Raw genomic sequence first — 19,329 nt, 5'->3', positions numbered from 1 at the left:
AACCCAGCTTTTTAATTTTATTTAAAGCTCTTTGATTACAGGGACCCAAATTTCTGAGTAAAAATCGCTACGATTAGAATCACCTTCAGGATATACCTCTAACTCAACCGTTCCCGCATGTCTATAACCGCTTGTTGGAAACCATTCTGAGAATATTTGTTTCCACGTGTGCTGCATTGCTTGTGGCATCTCTCCTGTCACTTGAAATACGGCCCAAGTTGAAGCTGGAATCGTTATTGTTTCAAAGTTAGTCGAATCTCCATCATAGTTCACAGCAATCCAATATTCAATCTCTTGTTGTTTTTTATAATCCACACAAACACCAAGTAGACCTTTGATTGAACCATTATTTAATGAAAGTAAACGTTCACAAGTCCCATCTTGATTTACTTGATTCCAAAACTTTGGAATTTCTTTTAGATTTTCATCGTTTTCAAGCGAATAATTCTTTCTTATACCGACTACTTGAAAGCTTTCTTTTGAAATAATCGTATGATTCATTGGTTCGACTCCTTCTAATGTTACATGTATTTTTAAAGGCTGATATAATTGTAACTTTCCACGGTACTTCTTTACTTCTGATGGTGAGATATGATGTTGTTTTTTGAATGCCTTAGTAAATGCTTCTGGGGTTTCATAGCCGTATTTTAGTGCAATATCAATGATTTTCTCATCAAAATTACCAAGCTCTATGGCTGCACTTGTTAACCTTCGTCGTCTTATATATTCCCCTAGCGTCATATCCGTTAAAATGGCAAACGTTCGTTGGAAATGAAAAGGAGAAGTATTCGCTTGTTTTGCTACCTCCTCACTGTGTAATTTTTCCAACAAATTGGCTTCAATATAATCCAACGCTTTTTGTATATCTGTTACCCAACTCATATTCTCTTCCCCCTCCGCTTTGATTGTATAACGCATCATTTATTTACTCCTGTCATTTATTGCTCTGTTTGGATAGGTTAACTCAGGTCGCAAAAAGGAAGAACTTCCTATCACTCTTATACGCCTTATTTCCCGACACCATTTTTCACATGATCAGTGTACATAATAATTATATTAATTCGAAACACTAAAAAGGAGGAAAAGAAATGAGATCGATTTAAATGTTTCGAAACATAAAAAGGGTGGGATACGAGAGTGAAAAATATAGATAAACAACAAAAATTCGGGGCCGTCTTTTATTGGTCAGTCAGTATTTTACTCGTTTTAATTTTAATCGGTGCATTCGCTCCAAAGGTGATGGAAAACTATACAGCTGCTATTCAATCAGCCATCACCTCTACTTTTGGATGGTATTATTTAATCATTGTCACTATTTTTGTTTGTGTCTGCTTATTCTTAATTGTTAGCCCTTATGGCAAATTAAAACTTGGGAAGTCTGACGAAAAACCAGAATATAGTTATCCTACTTGGTTTGCCCTTTTATTTAGTGCCGGGATGGGAACAGGACTTCTTTTTTGGGGAACGGCAGAACCTATTTCTCATTTCGCTATTGATTCTCCTACAGGGCAAATGGGTACAGATCAAGCCGCAATGGACGCTTTAAGATACGTCTTTTTTCATTGGGGTATTCATGGTTGGAGTATATATGTCATTATTGCTCTTTGTATTGCCTTTTTCAATTTTCGGAGAGGGGGAGATGGTTCGATCAGCTCTACTCTATCCCCTATTATGAAGAATACAGACGGTCCTTTAGGAAAAATAGTAGATATTATCGGTATCATCGCCACTGTTGCCGGAATCGCAACTACTCTTGGCTTTGGTGCTAGTCAAATTAATGGTGGGATCTCTTACATTTGGAATGTCCCTAATTCTTTTCTAATACAATTAGTGATTATTATCATTATTACAGTTATATTTTTGATTTCAGCAGTTACAGGTATTGATAAAGGTATTAAAATCTTATCGAATGTGAATATGATTCTTGCTCTCGTGCTCCTCCTCTTTTTTATTATTTTTGGTTCAACGGTTTATTCCTTAAATTTGTTCACAGACACGATCGGGAAGTATATACAAAGACTGCCAGAAATGAGTTTTAGATTAACACCAAATAATGAGCAAAGTAGAGAATGGATTAATAATTGGACAATCTTTTATTGGGCATGGTGGATGGCATGGTCTCCTTATGTCGGCACTTTTATAGCAAGAGTATCTAGAGGAAGGACCATCCGTGAATTTACTATTGGCGTATTGCTTGTACCTACCATCGTCACTTTTATTTGGTTCGCTTTCTTAGGAGGTACCGCTATCGATCTACAAATGTCAGGGATAGCTGATTTGGCTTCAATGAATACTGAGCAAATGCTATTTGGGACATTGAGAGAGATGCCTATAAGTTTTATCACATCTCTTCTCTCTCTCATCTTGATTGCCATTTTCTTTATTACTTCAGGTGATTCAGCTACGGTTGTTTTAGGTATGCAATCAGTAAAAGGCGTGTTAAATCCTTCTAATCGTAATAAACTCATTTGGGGTGTCTTATTATCAGCCATTGCTACTGTATTGCTTTACTCTGGAGGCCTCCAAGCACTACAAAATACAATGATTATTGCTGCATTCCCATTTTCCTTTGTAATGATCCTAATGACTATATCTTTAGTTAAAGAACTTCAACAAGTGAAAAAGGAACTCGAACTTTCAGGAGCAACAAAGGATAAATTAATGTCAAGAAGGTTACAAAAACAATTAATCAAACAAGAATTAAAAGAGGAAAAACGTTGGATTGAAAGTAAAATGGAAGAAGAGAAAAAACGCTTAAAAAAGAAAAAGAAAGAAAAAATCGAAGAACTAAATAACAAGAAGGAGGACTAACCTCCCCCCTCTTGTTATTTTTATATCTTCACAATGTAGCTGTTATTTTTCTAGCTACTTCAATACCATTCTCCATACAATCTGGAATGCCTGAACCATAATAAGAACTTCCTGCTATATACACGCCAGGATATTTCTCTAGAAGTGTTTGTTCAATTCCTTTGATTACCTGTGGGTGGTCAAGTGTATAAGTGGGCATTAATTCATTCCATTTGGTTATATCCCATACAATGGGTTCAGCTGCTAGTTTTAAGCTTTTCTGTAAATCTTCTCTTGCAAGATCAAGTAATGCTGTATCTTTCTTATCCTTCACTCTATCGAATGAAGGATGGCTACTTTTGTAAAAGAGACGGACAAGGAGATTTCCACTTTTAGATGTATGTTTCCATTTTCTACTCGTCCATGTACATGCATTGCAATGTAGCTCATGATTATTTGAAGTAATAAAGCCCGTTCCATCTTCGGGTAAAACCGCATCAGGAACATCAAATCCTATGTAAACACTAATAAGTGAACTGTTTTTCATGTTAGAAAAATAATGATTCAACGCTGCATCATCAAGTAATTGTTGCGCAACTTGATGTGGAGTGCTCATAACAATATAATCTGCTTCTATCACTTCACCGTTTGAAAAACTCACCTTATATTGTTGCTTCTCTTTCTGTATGGATTGTGCCTCGTATCCTTTTCTGACTTCGACTGTCCCAAGAGATTTTTCATATGCGTCAATAATGGTTGAAAGACCATTTTTGAAAGAGAGGAATTTCTTCTCACCGCTACTCTGATATTTCTCTTTATGAGCGTTGAAACCCTTGATAATGCTACCGTATTTCTCTTTATATTCGAAAACAGCTGGCAAGGTAGATGAGATTGTCAAATCTTGTAGTTTTCCAGAATAAACACCCGATAATACCGGAGCAATCTGCTTCCTTACTAATTCTTCACCAAAATAATAGCTAAGAAAATCACCAATACTATCTTCTACAGTAAAAGGGTTCTCCTTGTGATAAACATCTTTTAATGCCCGAACTTTTCCTTCAGCAGAGACTAATGTACTTTTAGCCAATGACTCGATACTTGTTGGTATCCCAAATACCGCATCAACTGGGATGGGCTTTATCTCCCCATCGGTAAATAAATACGAGCGACCTGTCCCGTTATAGACGACCTCTTCATCTAAATTCAATTCTTTGAAGATCTCTCTACCCATTACTTTTCTGGAGACAATCGAATCAGCGCCCGTTTCCATCATAAACCCATCTGCTTCAATGGTTTTAATTTTTCCACCTAGATGATTGTGTGCTTCTGTTAATATAATGCGAATGTCTCGATTGTTTGCGTTTTTCCATTTTTGTAGTTCATGGGCAGTTGATAGACCATTTATGCCACCACCGACGATTAACACCGTTTCCATTACGTACACCTCGACTTTTTCTCAATGATAATAGTTTATCACAACATCACTACTTCAACTCAATCTCTATTAACAATTGAATGACTTTTGCATTTCAAAAATTTTTTTTGATAAATATGTAGGGATACTCCATTTCACTTACGTCTATTAAGTTGTATTCAAAAGAAAAGGTGGGAAAATGCATGATTGAGGTAAATAAGATTTATCATTCTTTTGAAATAGGTAAAAAAGAGAAGAAAACGGTCATACCTGTTCTGAAGGATGTATCATTCCAAATTAACAAAGGAGAAATTGTATCCATTGTAGGTAAAAGCGGATCTGGAAAATCAACTTTACTAAATATTATTAGCGGATTTATTAAACCAACGGATGGTGAAGTTAAGATTAATAATCAAACTGTGACGGAGCTTTCTGAAGGAGAGTTTGCTTCTTTTAGACTTCAGCATATCGGATTTATCTTTCAAAACTTTCAATTGATTCCAAGTATGACAGCATTCCAAAATGTTGAATTGCCGCTGACTTTTAAAGGGATGAATGAAAAAGAAAGAAAACAAAAAACACTAGAGACACTCGAGCGCGTTGGATTAGCAGAGTTTAAGGACCATTATCCAAGCGAGTTATCCGGTGGCCAACAACAAAGGGTCAGTATTGCTCGTGCACTCGTAGTCAATCCACCTCTTATTCTCGCTGATGAACCAACAGGTAGTCTAGATAGTGACACAGAGAAAAGCTTACTCGCTTTCATTAAACAATTAAATGAAGAATTAGGGATTACTTTCCTTATCATTACTCATGATGAAGAGGTTGCCGAGTTCGGTCATCGCACAATAGAAATTGTTGACGGTCATGTATTGGAGGAAGTAGGGAAATGACATTTAAAGATCAGTTTAAGTTCGTTAGACAAAATTTAAAGAAGAATAAATCTAGATTGTTTATGACAGTACTTGCTACTGCGATTGGTGTTGCATTCTTAATTGTACTTGCCTCTGTCGGCTTCGGACTTCATAAATCGCTTATTTCTGATATGATGCAAAACCAATTGGTTACACAAGTGGAGATCTACGGGAAAGAAGATTCACAAGGACTTAAAAATGAAGATATTACTTACTTTGAAGAGATGGATGGAGTTGAAGCTGTTACCCGCAGAAATGAATTGGCGCAGATGCCTTTCTTCCAACTAGATGACTATACATCTAATACGAATGCCATCGTCACACACTTTCCATCAGAGATTAAAGCAGACTTCAAGCTCGCCTCTGGGCGCTTACCTGAGGGGGAGAATGAAGTTGTTGTCGGTTATCACTTTACTGAAAGCTTAATTAAAAACGGTGCTAACCCTGAGAAATTGTACGATGATGAAGGAAATATCAACGAGGACTATGTCTATACTGATGACTTGCTAAATAAAGAAATGGACATGGAAGTAATTAAATTAACAGATGGGAAAGAAACGAAGAAAACCATTTCTGTTAAAATTGTAGGAATCGCTGAAAAGCCTGCTCGTGATTGGGCGTATGAAGAGCATGTCTTTATTTCCGAAGAAATTTTACAAGAAGTTGAACAATTCACTGGCGTTATGCGCGGGGCATCTGAAATGTACGAAGGCGGCGAACTTGACGCCAATCAATCGGAAGAAGTCTATGATTATGTAAAAGTATACGCAAATAACGTTCAAGAAGTAGAAGGAATTAACAAGGCTCTTGAAGATAAAGGCTATATGATTTATTCAATTGCCAATGAAATGAAACAAATTAATGTCATTTTCCTTATTATGAAAATCGGCCTTATCTTTATTGGTACGATTGCACTTATTATTGCTTCCATCGGTATTTATAATACAATGACAATGGCAGTCACGGAAAGAGCACCAGATATTGGGATTATGAAAGCGATTGGTGCACATCCACGTACAATTAAAAATATCTTTTTATTAGAAAGTACTTATATCGGCTTATTAGGCGCCATCTTTGGTACGATTGTTGCTTATGGTATCAGCTTCCTAGTCAATTTATGTGTACCATTTATTATTCAAACAGCATTTGATGAGGCAGCACCAGAAGGATTTTTATTATCATATATTCCTTGGTCACTTACCCTTATTAGTGTCGGTATTTGTTTACTCGTAACCGTATTCTCAGGTCTCCGTCCAGCTAAGAGAGCAACCAAAGTGGATGTTCTAAAGGCGATGAGAAGAGAATTATAATCAAAATCAACGCCATTACAGGCCAGCCTAAAGCCAGTTGCGCATTTCTTCATTTGCACAACTGGCTTTTGTTTTATATATATTTTCTATTTGATTGTCGCTTCATTTAAACCAATTGGCCCCTTCATCCATGTGAAGAAAGGGAATATCGGTATCCACTTCACCAGTCATTTTCTCCAAAGAAAAATCTTGTCCGGATAGCCAGGAAGAAAAGTCAAGCTCATAAGGTTGCTGATCACCACCTAATGCCATCCATACTTTTTGACTACGCGGAAAATAAACCGATGTATGAATAGTCCCCGCCCAGCTTCCATACAAATCAGAAAATACTCCTTTTCCTTTACCATTCATCAATTGAAAAGCTTGCTCTGGACTACTTATTGTTGCACGGTTTTCTTCCATAACTGCTAAACGACGCTTTGAATCTGCTAATTGATGGCGATTTTCTGTTAATAGTTTCTCAAAATGATTTGTACAAGATAGTGTTTCACGCACTGCCACTTTTCTTGGAGTGGCTTCTACTGCTGCACTTCTCCCCTTTTTATCATGAACAACGTAAGTAAAGGAGTGACGATGGGGAATTTCTTTTAACATCGCAACGGCTTCTTCAACATTTTGACATGACTCTAAAATAAGTCGGCCAATCATACAACAGATAAATCCATTACCTGGTCTTCTTCTATTCATAAAGTTATAGCCCATTGCTAAACCATGCTCATTCATACCATCCATTCGACCTGTCACTCGTTGCGACGGACCAATGATACTATAACCCATTCCATCAGTTGGTTGGAATAGTGTATATCGCCCTTCATATGTTTTAGGATGATAATCATAATTGCGGATTAAATAATCTTCACCTATATAAATAGAACAGCCTGATTTATGATGATTCACGCGATAGCCACCGAATTCTTGTAACACTCGCTCGATTGGCCATTCTAATGCCTCTTGTAAACCAATGAGTTCATCCCAAACTCCTGGAGCAAATTGTGTAACCATCGCCTTTGCTTCTTTTACATTGATTGTAAAGCGCGGCTTCCTTACCTTCCACTGGTCTTCTCTATTTTTCAAGGACAATGAGTCCTTTAATAATTCCCCTTGCAAAAAACCATAATCATAATGATTGCCTCTAAATTGAATAATATCACTATAGATTTGCTTCATATGTATCCTCCTTACAGTTGCTCTTAACCTAAGCATACTGGAAGTCCTGGGCAAAATAAAGACAACCAGTCAGGGCAAATGAATCTGCAGGATACCATCAACTTTTTGTGTTCACAAACATCTGTGAACATCTTTCCATTTCATTTCTTTTCCAATACAAAAAAACGAGCACAGCTATCGGAATAGCATTTGCCCGTTTTAATGTGAGAACATGTTTATATCGATCTCTTAATCTTTCTCCCAGACTGTCTCTCATAATTGCGTATAATCATGCTATTCCCCTTTTTCATGGCGAACCTTTCATAGTAAGGAATTAAATCATCATCACAAGATAAGTCAATCATATAAATATCGCTCAGCTCCTGTAACATCATCTTTACAAGGGTTTCTCCAATTCCTTGCTGTTGATAGTCTGGTCGTACTTCTAGCAGCGGAATGTATGCCGAAATCACACCATCACTAATAGCCGTAATAAAGCCAACAACTCTTTCGTTTGTTTCATCAATGGCCACAATCGCTTTATAGCTATTTTGCATGAGGTATAAATGCGTGTCTGGTTGCGGATAATTCCCCCATCCAACAAAAAAACCTGATAGCCTGTCTATCGTTATATCTTGTAGATTACTCGTATATATCATTCTTTACCCCTTTTCTTATTAGATTAGGCTGAAAAGAAGATATATATTGATTCATATAATAACAACCACCTTGCCCCCTTCTTAAACTCTAACTAAAACCATTCAACTGTAAGCTGTAGTTGCCTGCCTTCATTATTTATTTCCCGTAAACCATTTGTATAACTGCTGTGATTCAATAGTCAAATAAACATTTGACTCTTTTCTAAAATCAATTACACCAGACTGGGAAGTATTGACACGATCCGCTGTTAATTTCCAAACTTTTTCTCCTGCGTAATATTCATGATCAGTCACGACTTTATACCATGTATTTCCTCCCTCTTGTGATTCCGTTATTGTAAAATTACCGACTTTTTTCTCGAAGTCTCCATTACCTTCTCCCATCTTCACTTCAATGACTTTATTACCTTGGTCATTTTTATAGAAATTCACTTCTTTATTTGCTGTTGTTCTGAGATTCCCTGAAGGAGTGGCCTTAAAAGCGATGGAACCAGTATAATACGGTGGCCCTTCCTCTTCATCCACTTGCGTAGCAACAACGTTCAGTTTCAAGTTCCCTGTTTTCCCTTGGAAATTAATATCATTGTCACCATGCGGCCATCTTGCGAAGATACGAAATTGCTCGTTATCCACTGTCGGTTTAAATGTTGAGGTATGATCGATTTCTTTCCATTCCCCATTCACTTTTCTTTCTAATGACAAAACAATTGGCGAGTTTCCATTGGCAGGGAATAATTTACCCGATGGAATTAAATCCACTTGATATTCAACGGGCAACTCCGTATCATTCTTTTGAATTTCAAAAGCATACACTTTGACAGGCTCCATCCCTGGGTAAAAATTTTCACCTAAGGAGAACTGTCCATTACCTATCGTCTCACCATTTTCATTCACCGCGTTCACATTAAATTTTGCTGCTTGTACTGTATTTCCTGTACTCGTAAAACTTTTAGAAAAATAAGCAACAGTCCCAAAAATAGCTGTAGCAATTAATAATAATGCTAATGAACTTAACGATAATTTCGTTTTCAACTCTTCTCCCCCTCAAATTCATTTATGTTTATTTTTTTGTTTCTCCTTTTAAACAGCTTGTCCGAAAAAATAATGACGAGGACGATGAAAAACATCACACTTAAACCAAATGGACTGATTAGGAATTCAGCTATGGAGCCTACCTTTGGCAACACCCACTCCACTTTTCCTGTTAGATGTTCAGTCCGTATCTTCGTTTCATCCTCTGTATTATTTGCATCGCCCTTCGTCTTAAAATATGAGCCAGATTCATCCTTAGCTACTTCAGTTACTCTATGAGTGACAAAGTCTGCCCCATTCCTATATGTAATCACATCATTCTCTTTAATTTGATTAAACGGAGATTGTTTAATCACAACAACATCACCCGGTGAGATGCTCGGCTCCATGCTTCCTGTTAATACAATAAGAAGACTTCTGCCAAATAAAGATGGTGGCCTTTCTTGATTCTGGTCACTAGTGATTAAAGTGTATAAAGAAAGAACACCTAATAAAATGAGAAGGACAAATAAACTATTACCAATGACCGAAATAATCTTTCGAATACTCCCTCCTCCCTTCTCGTTTCAATTGTTCCATCAATTAAGAATAAATATAGTAATATTAGTAAAATATGACAAGAGATTAAATACCTAAATATTCAGAAATTTAAGTATAAAATAATCGAATCCTGTTATAAATGCCTACTTTTTACCTACTGAATGATTAATTCCTATCTTTTCATTCATTCACCCAACAATTTGCCATAATAGCAGAAAAAAGCCTCTAACATCCATTCATACAAAGAGACTTTTATCCCATTACTATTTAACCTTTTATAATTCTGTTCTTATCATCCATAACTCAGGGAAAAATTGTTGATCGATGACTTTCTTTAGATAACCGACGCCTGATGAGCCACCTGTCCCTTTCTTAAAACCTATTATTCTCTCTACTGTTTTCATATGTCTAAATCTCCATTGTTGAAACGAATCCTCAATATCTACTAGTTTTTCACCTAACTCATAGAGCTCCCAATACTTCTCATTATTTAAATACACCGTTTTCCATGCTTCTTTAACCGATTCATTATATTCATAAGTATCTTGAACATCTCTACTTAGAATCATCTCATCAATTGTTAATCCATTACGATGTAAACAATGGATACTCACATCATAGAGGCTTTTGGCTGCAAAGGATTTCAACAACTCTTCTTTCAAGTCTGCATCTTTTTGATAGATTTTTAGCACATGCGGTGTTTTATACCCTAAAGCAAACTCAATCATACGATATTGATAAGATTGGAAGCCTGATGCTTGTCCGAGGAAAGGTCGGAACTCGATATACTCAGATGGTGTAAGAGTGGATAGAACGTCCCAAGCTTGAATAATTTGTGATTGCGTTTTCGTTACCCTAGATAAACATTTTTGGGCTGTTGACAAGTCATCCGCTTCAATGGCTGCAATACTTGATTGTATTTCATGTAAGATAAGTTTCATCCATAATTCAGATACTTGGTGAATAATAATAAACAACATCTCATCATGATGACCAGACAACCTTTTTTGCGCGCCTAGTACTTGATCTAGTTGCAGGTATTCACCATATGTCATATTTTCTTCGAATGAGGTGTGTATCCCTTTTTCATTCTCAAACGGAGGCTGCCCTTCTTTTTTTGTCATTACGCACCTCCTCCTTCTAATTTTCTTATTACTGCTCTTACTGGACTGCCATCTCCGCCTGCAATTCTTAGGGGAAGGGCAATCAGTTCATAGTCACCCTGTGCAATATCATGTACAACGATATTCTCTAGTATATGAATACTGTGTTGATGGAGCTTATGGTGAATAGGTAATGCTTTACTATCCAATTCATCCACTGACGGAAAATCAACACCAATCAGTTCCACCCCACATTTTTGTAAATATTGCGGGACATCTTCACTTATGACAGGTACACTTGTCGGAAAATGCTTTGGTTTAGCCTCATTACTCGTTTTGATTAATAGTCGCTTTACATTTTGTAATGGGAACCGCTCTAATAGGGCTGTCGTAATTCTATCTTCTCCTGATAAATCAATCAGCTTAGCTCTACCAATATACAAATTAATATCCAGTTCATCTGTTTTTGTGCCATCTTCTATAAAATGAAACGGGGCATCTACATGGGTACCGATATGTATACTTGTTGACAGTTGACCAATGTTAACCGAACCGGTCTCTTTTCTCGTTGCAGATAACTTATAAGAAAAAGCTTCATCTCCTGGCCAATGTGCCATCCCATTGTGTAGTTGCTGAGAAATATCTATCCAATGTCCCATTAGGCAATCACTCCTCGTTTATTTTCGAATTTTTTATATGTTTCTTCTTCCATAATTTTCTTCAGTATGCTTATCGCACGCCAAACATCTTCAAACGAATTATATAAAGAGACAGGGGCTAAACGGATTCCATCTGGCATGCGGAAGTCAGGAATGATTCCTTCCGCCTTTAAAGCTTTGCATATTCTCGCTGCCTCTCTATGTCCAAGTAAAATATGTGCTCCTCTACTCTCATCTTTTCGGTTGTAAAGTTGAAAGGCAAAAGGTTTTAATTCATTGTGAATTAAGATCATCATATACTCTGTTAATTGCAAAGACTTTTCCCTAATAGCCTCTATGCCCACTTCATCAAACATAGAAAGCGCGCCCAATAATGGTGCCATGCTTAAAATTTGTGGTGTGCCCATTTGATAGGCACTTGCATCATCTGCTAGAGTCATCTCATGTTCCATGTCAAATTGTTTCTGTTTATGAGAACCAAACCAGCCAGCTAAGCCAGGAGCTGTTCCATGATGCCTTTCATTGATATATAAACCACCTACAGCACCAGGTCCACCATTTAGATGTTTATAATTGCACCAAAAGGCAAAGTCAACATTCCATTCTGTTAAGGAATGGGGAATAGCCCCAATCGAATGACACAAATCAAAGCCAATTAATATCTCTCTTTTATGGGCTTCTTCGACTAACCTTTTCATTTGTAGAATTTGTCCACTTCGATACAAAACACTTGGTAAAATAATCAGTGCCACTTCTTCATCCATCGCTGCAATAATATCTTCTTCACGAATAAATTGCCCATCTCTACTTTGTATACTAATGAAATGTTCTTCTGAATAGCCTCTCATACGAAGATGGCTTTTGATCGCATAAATATCAGACGGAAAGTTTAGCTCATCAGCAATAATTTTATTTTTCCCTTCCTTTGGTTGGAAAAAGGTAGCCAATATTTGATGCAAATTAACAGTTGTAGAATTTGATGCAATAACTTCTGCTTTCTTAGCACCAACTAGTTTGGCCATCCTTGCCCCAATTGTTTCGGCCATATAATACCACGGAGCCTTTCCCTCGGTCCAACCATCAATCGCGTATTCCTTCCATGATTGAATGACTTCATTTAGTGATTGTTCAGCTCTTTTAGATAATAATCCTAACGAGTTGCCATCTAGATATATTAAATCGTCTCTCAAGTAAAATTCCTTACGATATTTTGCCAATTGATCTTGCTGGTCCTTTTCTTTTGCAAAAGCAAGTGAGTATTTGTTCAAGCAAACACAACCTTTCTGAAAATTATCTATATCGCGAAAATTATAGCTAACTTCTTTCATCATTGCAATGAATAACGGCCTAAATGAATTATGTCAAAAAACGCACAATCTAATTTTGCTTACAAATTGTTAACCTATTTTGATATAATAAGTAGTAATACACTATTAGGGGGAACTATAGATAATGAAAAAAATTTTTGCAGCCATACTTACTGCAGCACTTGTCTTTTCACCAGTAGGCCCAACAATCTTCCAAGACCAGGTTTCAACTGTTGAAGCGAAATCTTATAAATCAGGTAAAAAAGGTGTTAACTTTAATAACAGCACAACAAACAATAACAACCAATCGAATGTTCAAAATAACCAACAACAAAAAAACAACACGGCTACAAATCAACAACAAAAGAATAATGGCGGTTTCTTCTCTGGCGGATTAATGAAAGGACTTATGCTAGGTGGACTCGCGGGATTATTATTTGGCGGCCTTTTTGGAAATATGGGTATGTTAGGTAGTATTCTTGGTTTACTTGTCAATGTTTTAGCTATTGTCTTTGTCATTATGATTATTCGTAAAATCTTTACAATGATTAAAGATAAAAAGAAAAAACAGGAACCAAATCCATGGAACAATTAATTATTCCTGAACAAGATATTGTCAATGCATTATGCGTATACATTTCTCGTAAAAAACAAGTGAAGCTAGAAGAAGTCGAAATCGAGCTCATGTATGATGACGATTATGGTTTCTCTGCAGAATCTCATGTTGGCGGTCGTATGCAAGTCTTAATTACAGCGAATATTATCGAAGCATTAAGATTATGGTTAGAAGAATTTCTTAATCGCGATCCATATGCAGGTATAAACCTCGTACTAGACGAAGAACAAGGGATTATCGCTGTTGTACAATAATAATAAAAGGAACATCCATTTTAAGCTGTTCCCTAATTCAACGATATAATAAAAAAAGGTAAGAATTTTAACTGATGATCTCTATATTGTTTAGGGGTCATCTTTTTTAGATTCCATTGATATCGATAATGGTTATCATACATCTATGTCCAAAGAAAGATTCTAGAGTAGCGTTACCCCAACAGTTTCCCTTATAGCCACAGACTGACCTAATCCATGCTTTTTCAGTAGTTCCTGATATTTTGGACTTGTATTGTAAAAGTAGCTTACTCGTGTTGTCTCCTATTTCTTTGGACAAAAGTTTAAGTATATAAAATACCTGTAGATCAACACTATTTTTTTGTGTGTTTTATCTACAGGTACTAGTTTTTTTCGGATGCTCTTTTTAATTATACAACTTTATTTTTAATTTCTACTGGTTTAGTATCCTTAACTGGACGCTTCGCCCAATAAGTTGCTAGGATAGGTCCAGAAATATTATGCCAAACCGCACCTAAAGCACTTGGAATAGCCGCAACTGGACCAAAATGAGCTAGTGCTAATGTTACGCCCAAACCAGAATTTTGCATGCCCACCTCAATGGATATTGCCCTTCGTGTGCCTTCATCCATTTTAAATATACGGCCAGCTAAATAACCTAAAAGTAAACCAGCTGCGTTGTGTAGCATTACCGCGATAAAGACTAAAAGACCAGCAGTTGCTAACTTTTCTGCATTTCCGGCCACAACAGCTGTGACAATAATGATGATGGCTGTAACAGAAATTAGTGGTACGACATTTAAACTTTTTTCAACCAGTGTAGGTAATAGTTTCTGTACAACAATCCCTAAGATAATTGGGATAATAATGACTTGTATAATGGACAAGAACATTTGCCAAGCATTTACTGGCATCCATTGACCTGCCAATGCTAAAAGAATAAGAGGTGTCATGATTGGGGCTAAAAGAGTCGACATTGAAGTCATCGTAATCGATAGCGGTACATTCCCTTTAGCTAAATACACCATAACATTTGATGCTGTTCCCCCAGGAACTGACCCTAGTAAGACTAAACCAGCAGCTAACTCAGGAGGTAATTGCAGTAAGTAGGCGATAGCAAATGCAGTCAATGGCATAATCGTAAATTGAGCCACAAATCCAAGTAAAACTGGAAGTGGATGTGAAAATACCAACTTGAAATCCACTGGCTTTAAAGTTAAACCCATACCAAACATTACTATCCCAAGTAACAACGTAATATAACCACCAAATACGAGGAATAGCGGAGGATAAAGATAGGCAACCACTGCTGCAATTATCACAAGAACAGCAAAGTACTTACCTGCCAAATTACTAATCGTTTCTAGAAGTTTCAATTAACTCTCCCCCTCACCTTTAAAAGGAATCACCTTATTTGGATTTAAGATATGATTAGGATCTAAGACATTCTTTATCTTCCTCATCACATCTAACGCTTTCCCATGTTCTTGTTCTTGATATTTCATTTTTCCTACCCCAACACCATGTTCGCCAGTACAAGTGCCACCCTTCTCTAAGGCATACAAGACAAGTTGTTCATTGAAATGTTTTGCTTTATTTACTTCTTCTTCATTATTCAAATCAATCATAACAAGCGAATGGAAGTTTCCGTCTCCTACATGCCCTGTCAAACCACCAATTAAATGAATCTCATCGAGGCATTTTCTTGCGTATGTAACAGCACCCGCTAATTCTGAGATCGGTACACATACGTCTGTTACCATCATTTTTTTACCTGGATAGCCGTGTACATAAGCGTAAGCTAAATTATGTCTTGCATCCCATAAAAGGTTACGTGCAGCCGTATCCGTCTCAAATGTAATATCTTGACAATGGAAATCAGCTACAATTTCTCTCATGAATTCAACATCTTGTTGAAGACCTGCTTCATTACCATGAAATTCTAAAAATAACGTTGGTTTAATCTCGTAATTGGTCTCACTATACAGATTCACTTGATTAATTGAAGCTTCATCTACCAACTCAACTCTGCCAATCGGAATACCAGCTTGTAGAATGCCAACCACAGCACCAACTGCATCATCAATTGTAGGGAAAGTTGCTCTACCAGCCATTTGGAATTCTGGAATACCATACACTTTTAACGTCAACTCAGTAAAGCAGCCTAAAGTCCCTTCTGATCCGACAAATAATCCATTTAAATGATAGCCAGAAGAAGACTTAGCGGCTAAACTACCGGTATGTATGATTTCCCCATCAGCTAAAACAACTTCTAAATCTAGTACTTGATCTCTCATTACACCATATTTAACTGAAGTTGTTCCACTTGCATTGGTTGCCGCCATCCCGCCTAATGTAGCATCAGCACCTGGGTCAACAGGGAAAAACAAACCGTACTTTTTCAACTCTTTATTTAGTTGCGAACGAGTCACACCTGGTTGAACCTTTACTAAAAAGTCTTCTTCCTTTACTTCTAAAATTCTATTCATTTCAGCAAAATTCATTGTTATTCCCTTTTTGTAAGGAATGACATGTCCCTCTAAACTTGACCCAACCCCAAAAGGAATAATCGGCGTTTGGAATTCTCCCGCCTTCTGTATAATTTGACTGACTTCACTAGCATTTTTTGGATAAACAACAATATCAGGATGACTACCTTTATGATAGGATTCATCTTTACTATGTAAGTCAAGGATGGTTTCATTGATAGATACTTGTTCATCTGTTAAAAAGCTCAATAAAGCGCTTACTAATTCTTGCTTATTCGTTTGATTGCCCTCTGTTGTTTTCATCTGTTTAGTCTCTCCTTACAAATCAAAATTGTACAGACCAATTATTGAATTTTGAGAAAATTGGTCTAACATGTTCTCATTGTACAAGAAAATTCAAAAAAATCAATAATTAAAAATTTAAAATTGCTGCATTTTCCCTTTTTTTGTATGATGATATGAAAGGGAGTGGAAATCATGTCGCAAAAGAAAAAAATACATATGATTATTACCGAACAATTAGAAGGATACATTATCAATCAAAAACTATCACCAGGAGATCGCCTCCCCCCTGAAAGAGTATTAGCAACTCTCTTTTCCTCTAGCAGAACATCAATTAGAGAAGCATTGAGAATTTTAGAAATGAAAGGTGTCTTAGAGATTAGGCAAGGGAGTGGAACATACATTAAATCAGTTGAGTATTTAACTTCTGAAGCACCTATCCTTTCTGCTAATCCGAAGACAAATATATATGAAATGTTAGATTTACGAAAAATTTTAGAAGTGGAGTGTGCTGGCTTGGCTTCCACTAGAGCGACATCAACAGATATAGCCAATATTCGTCATTCGCTTTTATCGATGGAAACGGCATCCACACCAGAAGACGGCATACTCGCGGATTTTCAATTCCACTTACATATCGTTTATGCGTCACACCATACTATATTTATCAATCTTATGACTAACCTTACTGAACATATGAAAAATACAATTAAAGTAACAAGGTCAAATCGGTTTGCCAAAAACAATAAACGGGAAAAATCTACTATGGAAGAACACCGTGAAATTTACTTGGCAATTGCATCAGGAAATGGTGATGAAGCGCGGCAATTAATGAATAACCATATTAATAGGGTAAGAAAAGAATTAAGCGAATCCATGCTTTACAATGAACAAGCTGAATTCTATCTATAAATAGTCTATTGGGCTAAAACAATTCTACTTTATATTTGGAGGAAAAAATAATGAAAACCATTTATGACTTTGAAGTAAACAAAACAAATGGTCAACCGCAACAGTTAAAAGATTTTGAGGGAAAAGTAATCTTAATCGTAAATACGGCAAGTAAATGCGGCCTTACTCCTCAGTTTGAAGGATTACAAGAGCTATATGAAAAGTATAAAGAAAAAGGCTTTATCATCCTTGGCTTTCCATGTGCTCAATTTAACAATCAGGAATTCGCGAATATCGATGAAACAACAGAATTTTGTCAAGTGAATTATGGTGTCTCCTTTCCTATGTTTGCAAAAATAGATGTAAACGGCGATAACACAGATCCACTGTTTGCTTATTTAAAAGAAGCGAAGAAAGGTGTACTTTCAAAAAATATTAAATGGAATTTCACCAAGTTTCTTATTGACCGGAACGGGAAAGTATACGACAGATATGCGCCTACAACCGAACCTGAAAAATTAACGAATGACATTGAAAAATTGCTCTAAAATGAATAGAAGGAGAGTGTGACGAGGCTGAGACTTAAGTATTCTAGCTAATGATTTATCCTTATGATTAGTAGTATCTAACATCTAATGATTCGGTTTTTCGTGTGATTTGAACCCTTATATGACAAGAATAGTGAAATGGAGCGGAAGACACTCGACTCCTGCGGGAAATAGAGGGAAAGCTGAGACCCCACAGGCAATGCCTTAGGAGGATCACCCCTCCCCGCGGAAAGCGAGTGTACGTGAGCGCAATGGAACGGACTTTTTATGCAAATGACGTTTTAAGATCTTCATTTGTTATTGTTCTTTTTTGAGGTTAGCTCGTTTAATTATGTCCCAGCCTCTTTCCTTACACTCTATTTTCCATAATCAAAAAAAGGCTCCAATTTGGAACCTTTTATTATATCAGTCTATTTTTTCTTTTTAGATAATCTACCAAGTAAGAACGCCCCAGCAGCAACACCAAGAATGGTATTCGTCTTCTTATTAAATACTTGTTTTGCAACGAGATTAATGTTTTGTGGTCTTTCTGCAAGACGTCTCATGTAATAGCCGTACCAGTCATCACCAAAAGGAATATATGTGGTAAAATGATAACCTTCTTTCGCAAGCTCTAATTGCATTTCTTTTCTGAATCCATATAACATCTGGAATTCAAATTGGTCATTTGGAATATCATGTTCCTTTACAAATTTCTTCACATGATTAATTACATGATGATCATGTGTCGCAATGGACGTGAATTTACCATGTAACAAATGAAATTCTATTAGTTTAATATAGTTGCTATCAATATCTTCTTTAGAAGTATAAGCAACTTCAGCTGGTTCTTTATATGCGCCTTTTACAATACGCAAACGATAATTTTTATATTTTTGTATATCTTCTATTGCTCTATAAAAATAGGCTTGGATCACAGTTCCTATATTATCATAACTTTTTGACAATTCATCCAACAAATCAAAAGAAGGTTGCAAACGGCCATGGTCCTCCATATCAAAATTGATAAAGATGCCATACTCATGAGCCTTACTTACTATTTCCTTTAAGTTCTCCAAACAAAAGGAGTAATCAATGTCTAAACCTAATTGAGAGGGTTTTAACGAAATATGGGCATCCACTTCATGCTCATGAATCGCTTCAACAACTGCTAAGATTTGTTCTTTTGCTGCAGTCGCATCCTCTTTTTGATTAACAAATTCCCCTAGATTATCTACTGTACATGAGATACCATGGGCATTTAATTCCTTAATCCTAACAATCGCTTCTTCAATATTTGTACCCGCAACGACACTTTGAGCACCGAGTTTTAAACCATATTTTTTTGCTGCACTATTTAAAAATTGATTTTGAGATAAGCCTATAAATAGATCTTTCAGCATAGCGATTACTCCTT

19 protein-coding genes and 1 pseudogene are annotated in these 19,329 nt (G+C 36.5%); 7 read left to right on the top strand and 13 right to left on the bottom strand.

Features of this window, described 5'->3' with window-relative positions; all coding sequences use genetic code 11:
* Nucleotides 1-21 precede the first annotated feature (21 nt).
* On the bottom strand, nt 22-921 hold the full coding sequence (locus tag MHH73_RS06415) for an AraC family transcriptional regulator (RefSeq protein ID WP_318245502.1): 900 nt from the start codon (nt 919-921) through the stop codon (nt 22-24).
* 216 nt (nt 922-1,137) lie between these two features.
* Between MHH73_RS06415 and MHH73_RS06410 the strand changes: the two genes are divergently transcribed.
* Nucleotides 1,138-2,811: a glycine betaine uptake BCCT transporter gene (locus tag MHH73_RS06410; protein WP_318245501.1), complete on the top strand. Its 1,674-nt coding sequence runs from the start codon at nt 1,138-1,140 to the stop codon at nt 2,809-2,811.
* Between the two features lie 28 nt (nt 2,812-2,839).
* On the opposite strand, the gene hemG is transcribed toward MHH73_RS06410, so the two are convergent.
* Nucleotides 2,840-4,225: a protoporphyrinogen oxidase gene (gene hemG / locus MHH73_RS06405; protein WP_191815941.1), complete on the bottom strand. Its 1,386-nt coding sequence runs from the start codon at nt 4,223-4,225 to the stop codon at nt 2,840-2,842.
* Nucleotides 4,226-4,407: 182 nt separating this feature from the next.
* On the opposite strand from hemG, the gene MHH73_RS06400 reads away from it, so the two are divergent.
* Both MHH73_RS06400 and MHH73_RS06395 read left to right on the top strand, forming a co-directional pair.
* On the top strand, nt 4,408-5,097 hold the full coding sequence (locus MHH73_RS06400) for an ABC transporter ATP-binding protein (RefSeq protein ID WP_095370041.1): 690 nt from the start codon (nt 4,408-4,410) through the stop codon (nt 5,095-5,097).
* On the top strand, nt 5,094-6,428 hold the full coding sequence (locus tag MHH73_RS06395; protein ID WP_191815939.1) for an ABC transporter permease: 1,335 nt from the start codon (nt 5,094-5,096) through the stop codon (nt 6,426-6,428). Before MHH73_RS06400 ends, MHH73_RS06395 begins: the two co-directional genes overlap by 4 nt.
* A gap of 102 nt (nt 6,429-6,530) precedes the next feature.
* Here the strand turns inward: MHH73_RS06395 and MHH73_RS06390 are convergent, their stop codons facing one another.
* The 7 genes from MHH73_RS06390 to kynU all read right to left on the bottom strand — a co-directional run bounded on the left by MHH73_RS06390 (nt 6,531) and on the right by kynU (nt 12,835).
* Nucleotides 6,531-7,595, bottom strand: coding sequence for a C45 family autoproteolytic acyltransferase/hydolase (locus MHH73_RS06390; RefSeq protein WP_191815937.1), 1,065 nt, complete (start codon nt 7,593-7,595; stop codon nt 6,531-6,533).
* Between the two features lie 215 nt (nt 7,596-7,810).
* Nucleotides 7,811-8,233, bottom strand: coding sequence for a GNAT family N-acetyltransferase (locus MHH73_RS06385; protein WP_191815935.1), 423 nt, complete (start codon nt 8,231-8,233; stop codon nt 7,811-7,813).
* Between the two features lie 132 nt (nt 8,234-8,365).
* On the bottom strand, nt 8,366-9,265 hold the full coding sequence (locus MHH73_RS06380) for a hypothetical protein (protein WP_191815932.1): 900 nt from the start codon (nt 9,263-9,265) through the stop codon (nt 8,366-8,368).
* The gene (locus MHH73_RS06375; RefSeq protein ID WP_318245506.1) at nt 9,262-9,789 is read right to left on the bottom strand and encodes a signal peptidase I; all 528 of its coding nucleotides are present in this window, start codon (nt 9,787-9,789) and stop codon (nt 9,262-9,264) included. The genes MHH73_RS06380 and MHH73_RS06375 overlap by 4 nt, the downstream gene beginning before the upstream one ends.
* A 291-nt stretch (nt 9,790-10,080) precedes the next feature.
* Nucleotides 10,081-10,929, bottom strand: a complete 849-nt coding sequence (gene kynA / locus MHH73_RS06370) for a tryptophan 2,3-dioxygenase (RefSeq protein ID WP_191815930.1) — start codon at nt 10,927-10,929, stop codon at nt 10,081-10,083.
* Complete coding sequence (gene kynB, locus MHH73_RS06365; protein ID WP_191815928.1) at nt 10,929-11,567, bottom strand: arylformamidase; 639 nt, start codon at nt 11,565-11,567, stop codon at nt 10,929-10,931. The genes kynA and kynB overlap by 1 nt, the downstream gene beginning before the upstream one ends.
* Nucleotides 11,567-12,835, bottom strand: coding sequence for a kynureninase (kynU, locus tag MHH73_RS06360; protein ID WP_225230688.1), 1,269 nt, complete (start codon nt 12,833-12,835; stop codon nt 11,567-11,569). Before kynU ends, kynB begins: the two co-directional genes overlap by 1 nt.
* Nucleotides 12,836-13,019: 184 nt before the next feature.
* On the opposite strand from kynU, the gene MHH73_RS06355 reads away from it, so the two are divergent.
* Together MHH73_RS06355 and MHH73_RS06350 are read left to right on the top strand one after the other, a co-directional pair.
* Entirely contained in the window at nt 13,020-13,469 is a 450-nt protein-coding gene (locus MHH73_RS06355) for a hypothetical protein (protein WP_191815926.1), read from the top strand.
* Entirely contained in the window at nt 13,457-13,744 is a 288-nt protein-coding gene (locus MHH73_RS06350) for a YxcD family protein (protein WP_191815924.1), read from the top strand. Before MHH73_RS06355 ends, MHH73_RS06350 begins: the two co-directional genes overlap by 13 nt.
* Before the next feature lie 32 nt (nt 13,745-13,776).
* Here MHH73_RS06350 and MHH73_RS06345 read toward each other — a convergent pair.
* The 3 genes and pseudogenes from MHH73_RS06345 to MHH73_RS06335 form a co-directional block, all read right to left on the bottom strand.
* Nucleotides 13,777-13,996: pseudogene (locus MHH73_RS06345) on the bottom strand (IS3 family transposase); the annotation flags it as partial.
* A 137-nt stretch (nt 13,997-14,133) separates the two neighbouring features.
* Nucleotides 14,134-15,099, bottom strand: a complete 966-nt coding sequence (locus MHH73_RS06340) for a bile acid:sodium symporter family protein (RefSeq protein WP_191815922.1) — start codon at nt 15,097-15,099, stop codon at nt 14,134-14,136.
* Nucleotides 15,100-16,515, bottom strand: coding sequence for an FAD-binding oxidoreductase (locus MHH73_RS06335; protein ID WP_191815920.1), 1,416 nt, complete (start codon nt 16,513-16,515; stop codon nt 15,100-15,102). It abuts the gene before it with no gap.
* A 174-nt stretch (nt 16,516-16,689) separates the two neighbouring features.
* Between MHH73_RS06335 and MHH73_RS06330 the strand changes: the two genes are divergently transcribed.
* Together MHH73_RS06330 and MHH73_RS06325 are read left to right on the top strand one after the other, a co-directional pair.
* Nucleotides 16,690-17,406 (top strand): FadR/GntR family transcriptional regulator, encoded by a 717-nt coding sequence (locus MHH73_RS06330; protein WP_225230687.1) that lies wholly within the window; start codon nt 16,690-16,692, stop codon nt 17,404-17,406.
* Nucleotides 17,407-17,456: 50 nt separating this feature from the next.
* Nucleotides 17,457-17,933 (top strand): glutathione peroxidase, encoded by a 477-nt coding sequence (locus MHH73_RS06325; protein WP_191815918.1) that lies wholly within the window; start codon nt 17,457-17,459, stop codon nt 17,931-17,933.
* A gap of 410 nt (nt 17,934-18,343) precedes the next feature.
* On the opposite strand, the gene MHH73_RS06320 is transcribed toward MHH73_RS06325, so the two are convergent.
* Complete coding sequence (locus MHH73_RS06320) at nt 18,344-19,315, bottom strand: proline dehydrogenase family protein (RefSeq protein WP_191815916.1); 972 nt, start codon at nt 19,313-19,315, stop codon at nt 18,344-18,346.
* Nucleotides 19,316-19,329: the final 14 nt, after the last annotated feature.

Source organism: Cytobacillus sp. FSL K6-0265, assembly GCF_038003465.1.
In the GTDB taxonomy this organism is placed as follows: Bacteria; Bacillota; Bacilli; order Bacillales; family Cytobacillaceae; genus Cytobacillus; species Cytobacillus stercorigallinarum.
This window is presented reverse-complemented; position numbering and strand designations above follow the sequence as displayed.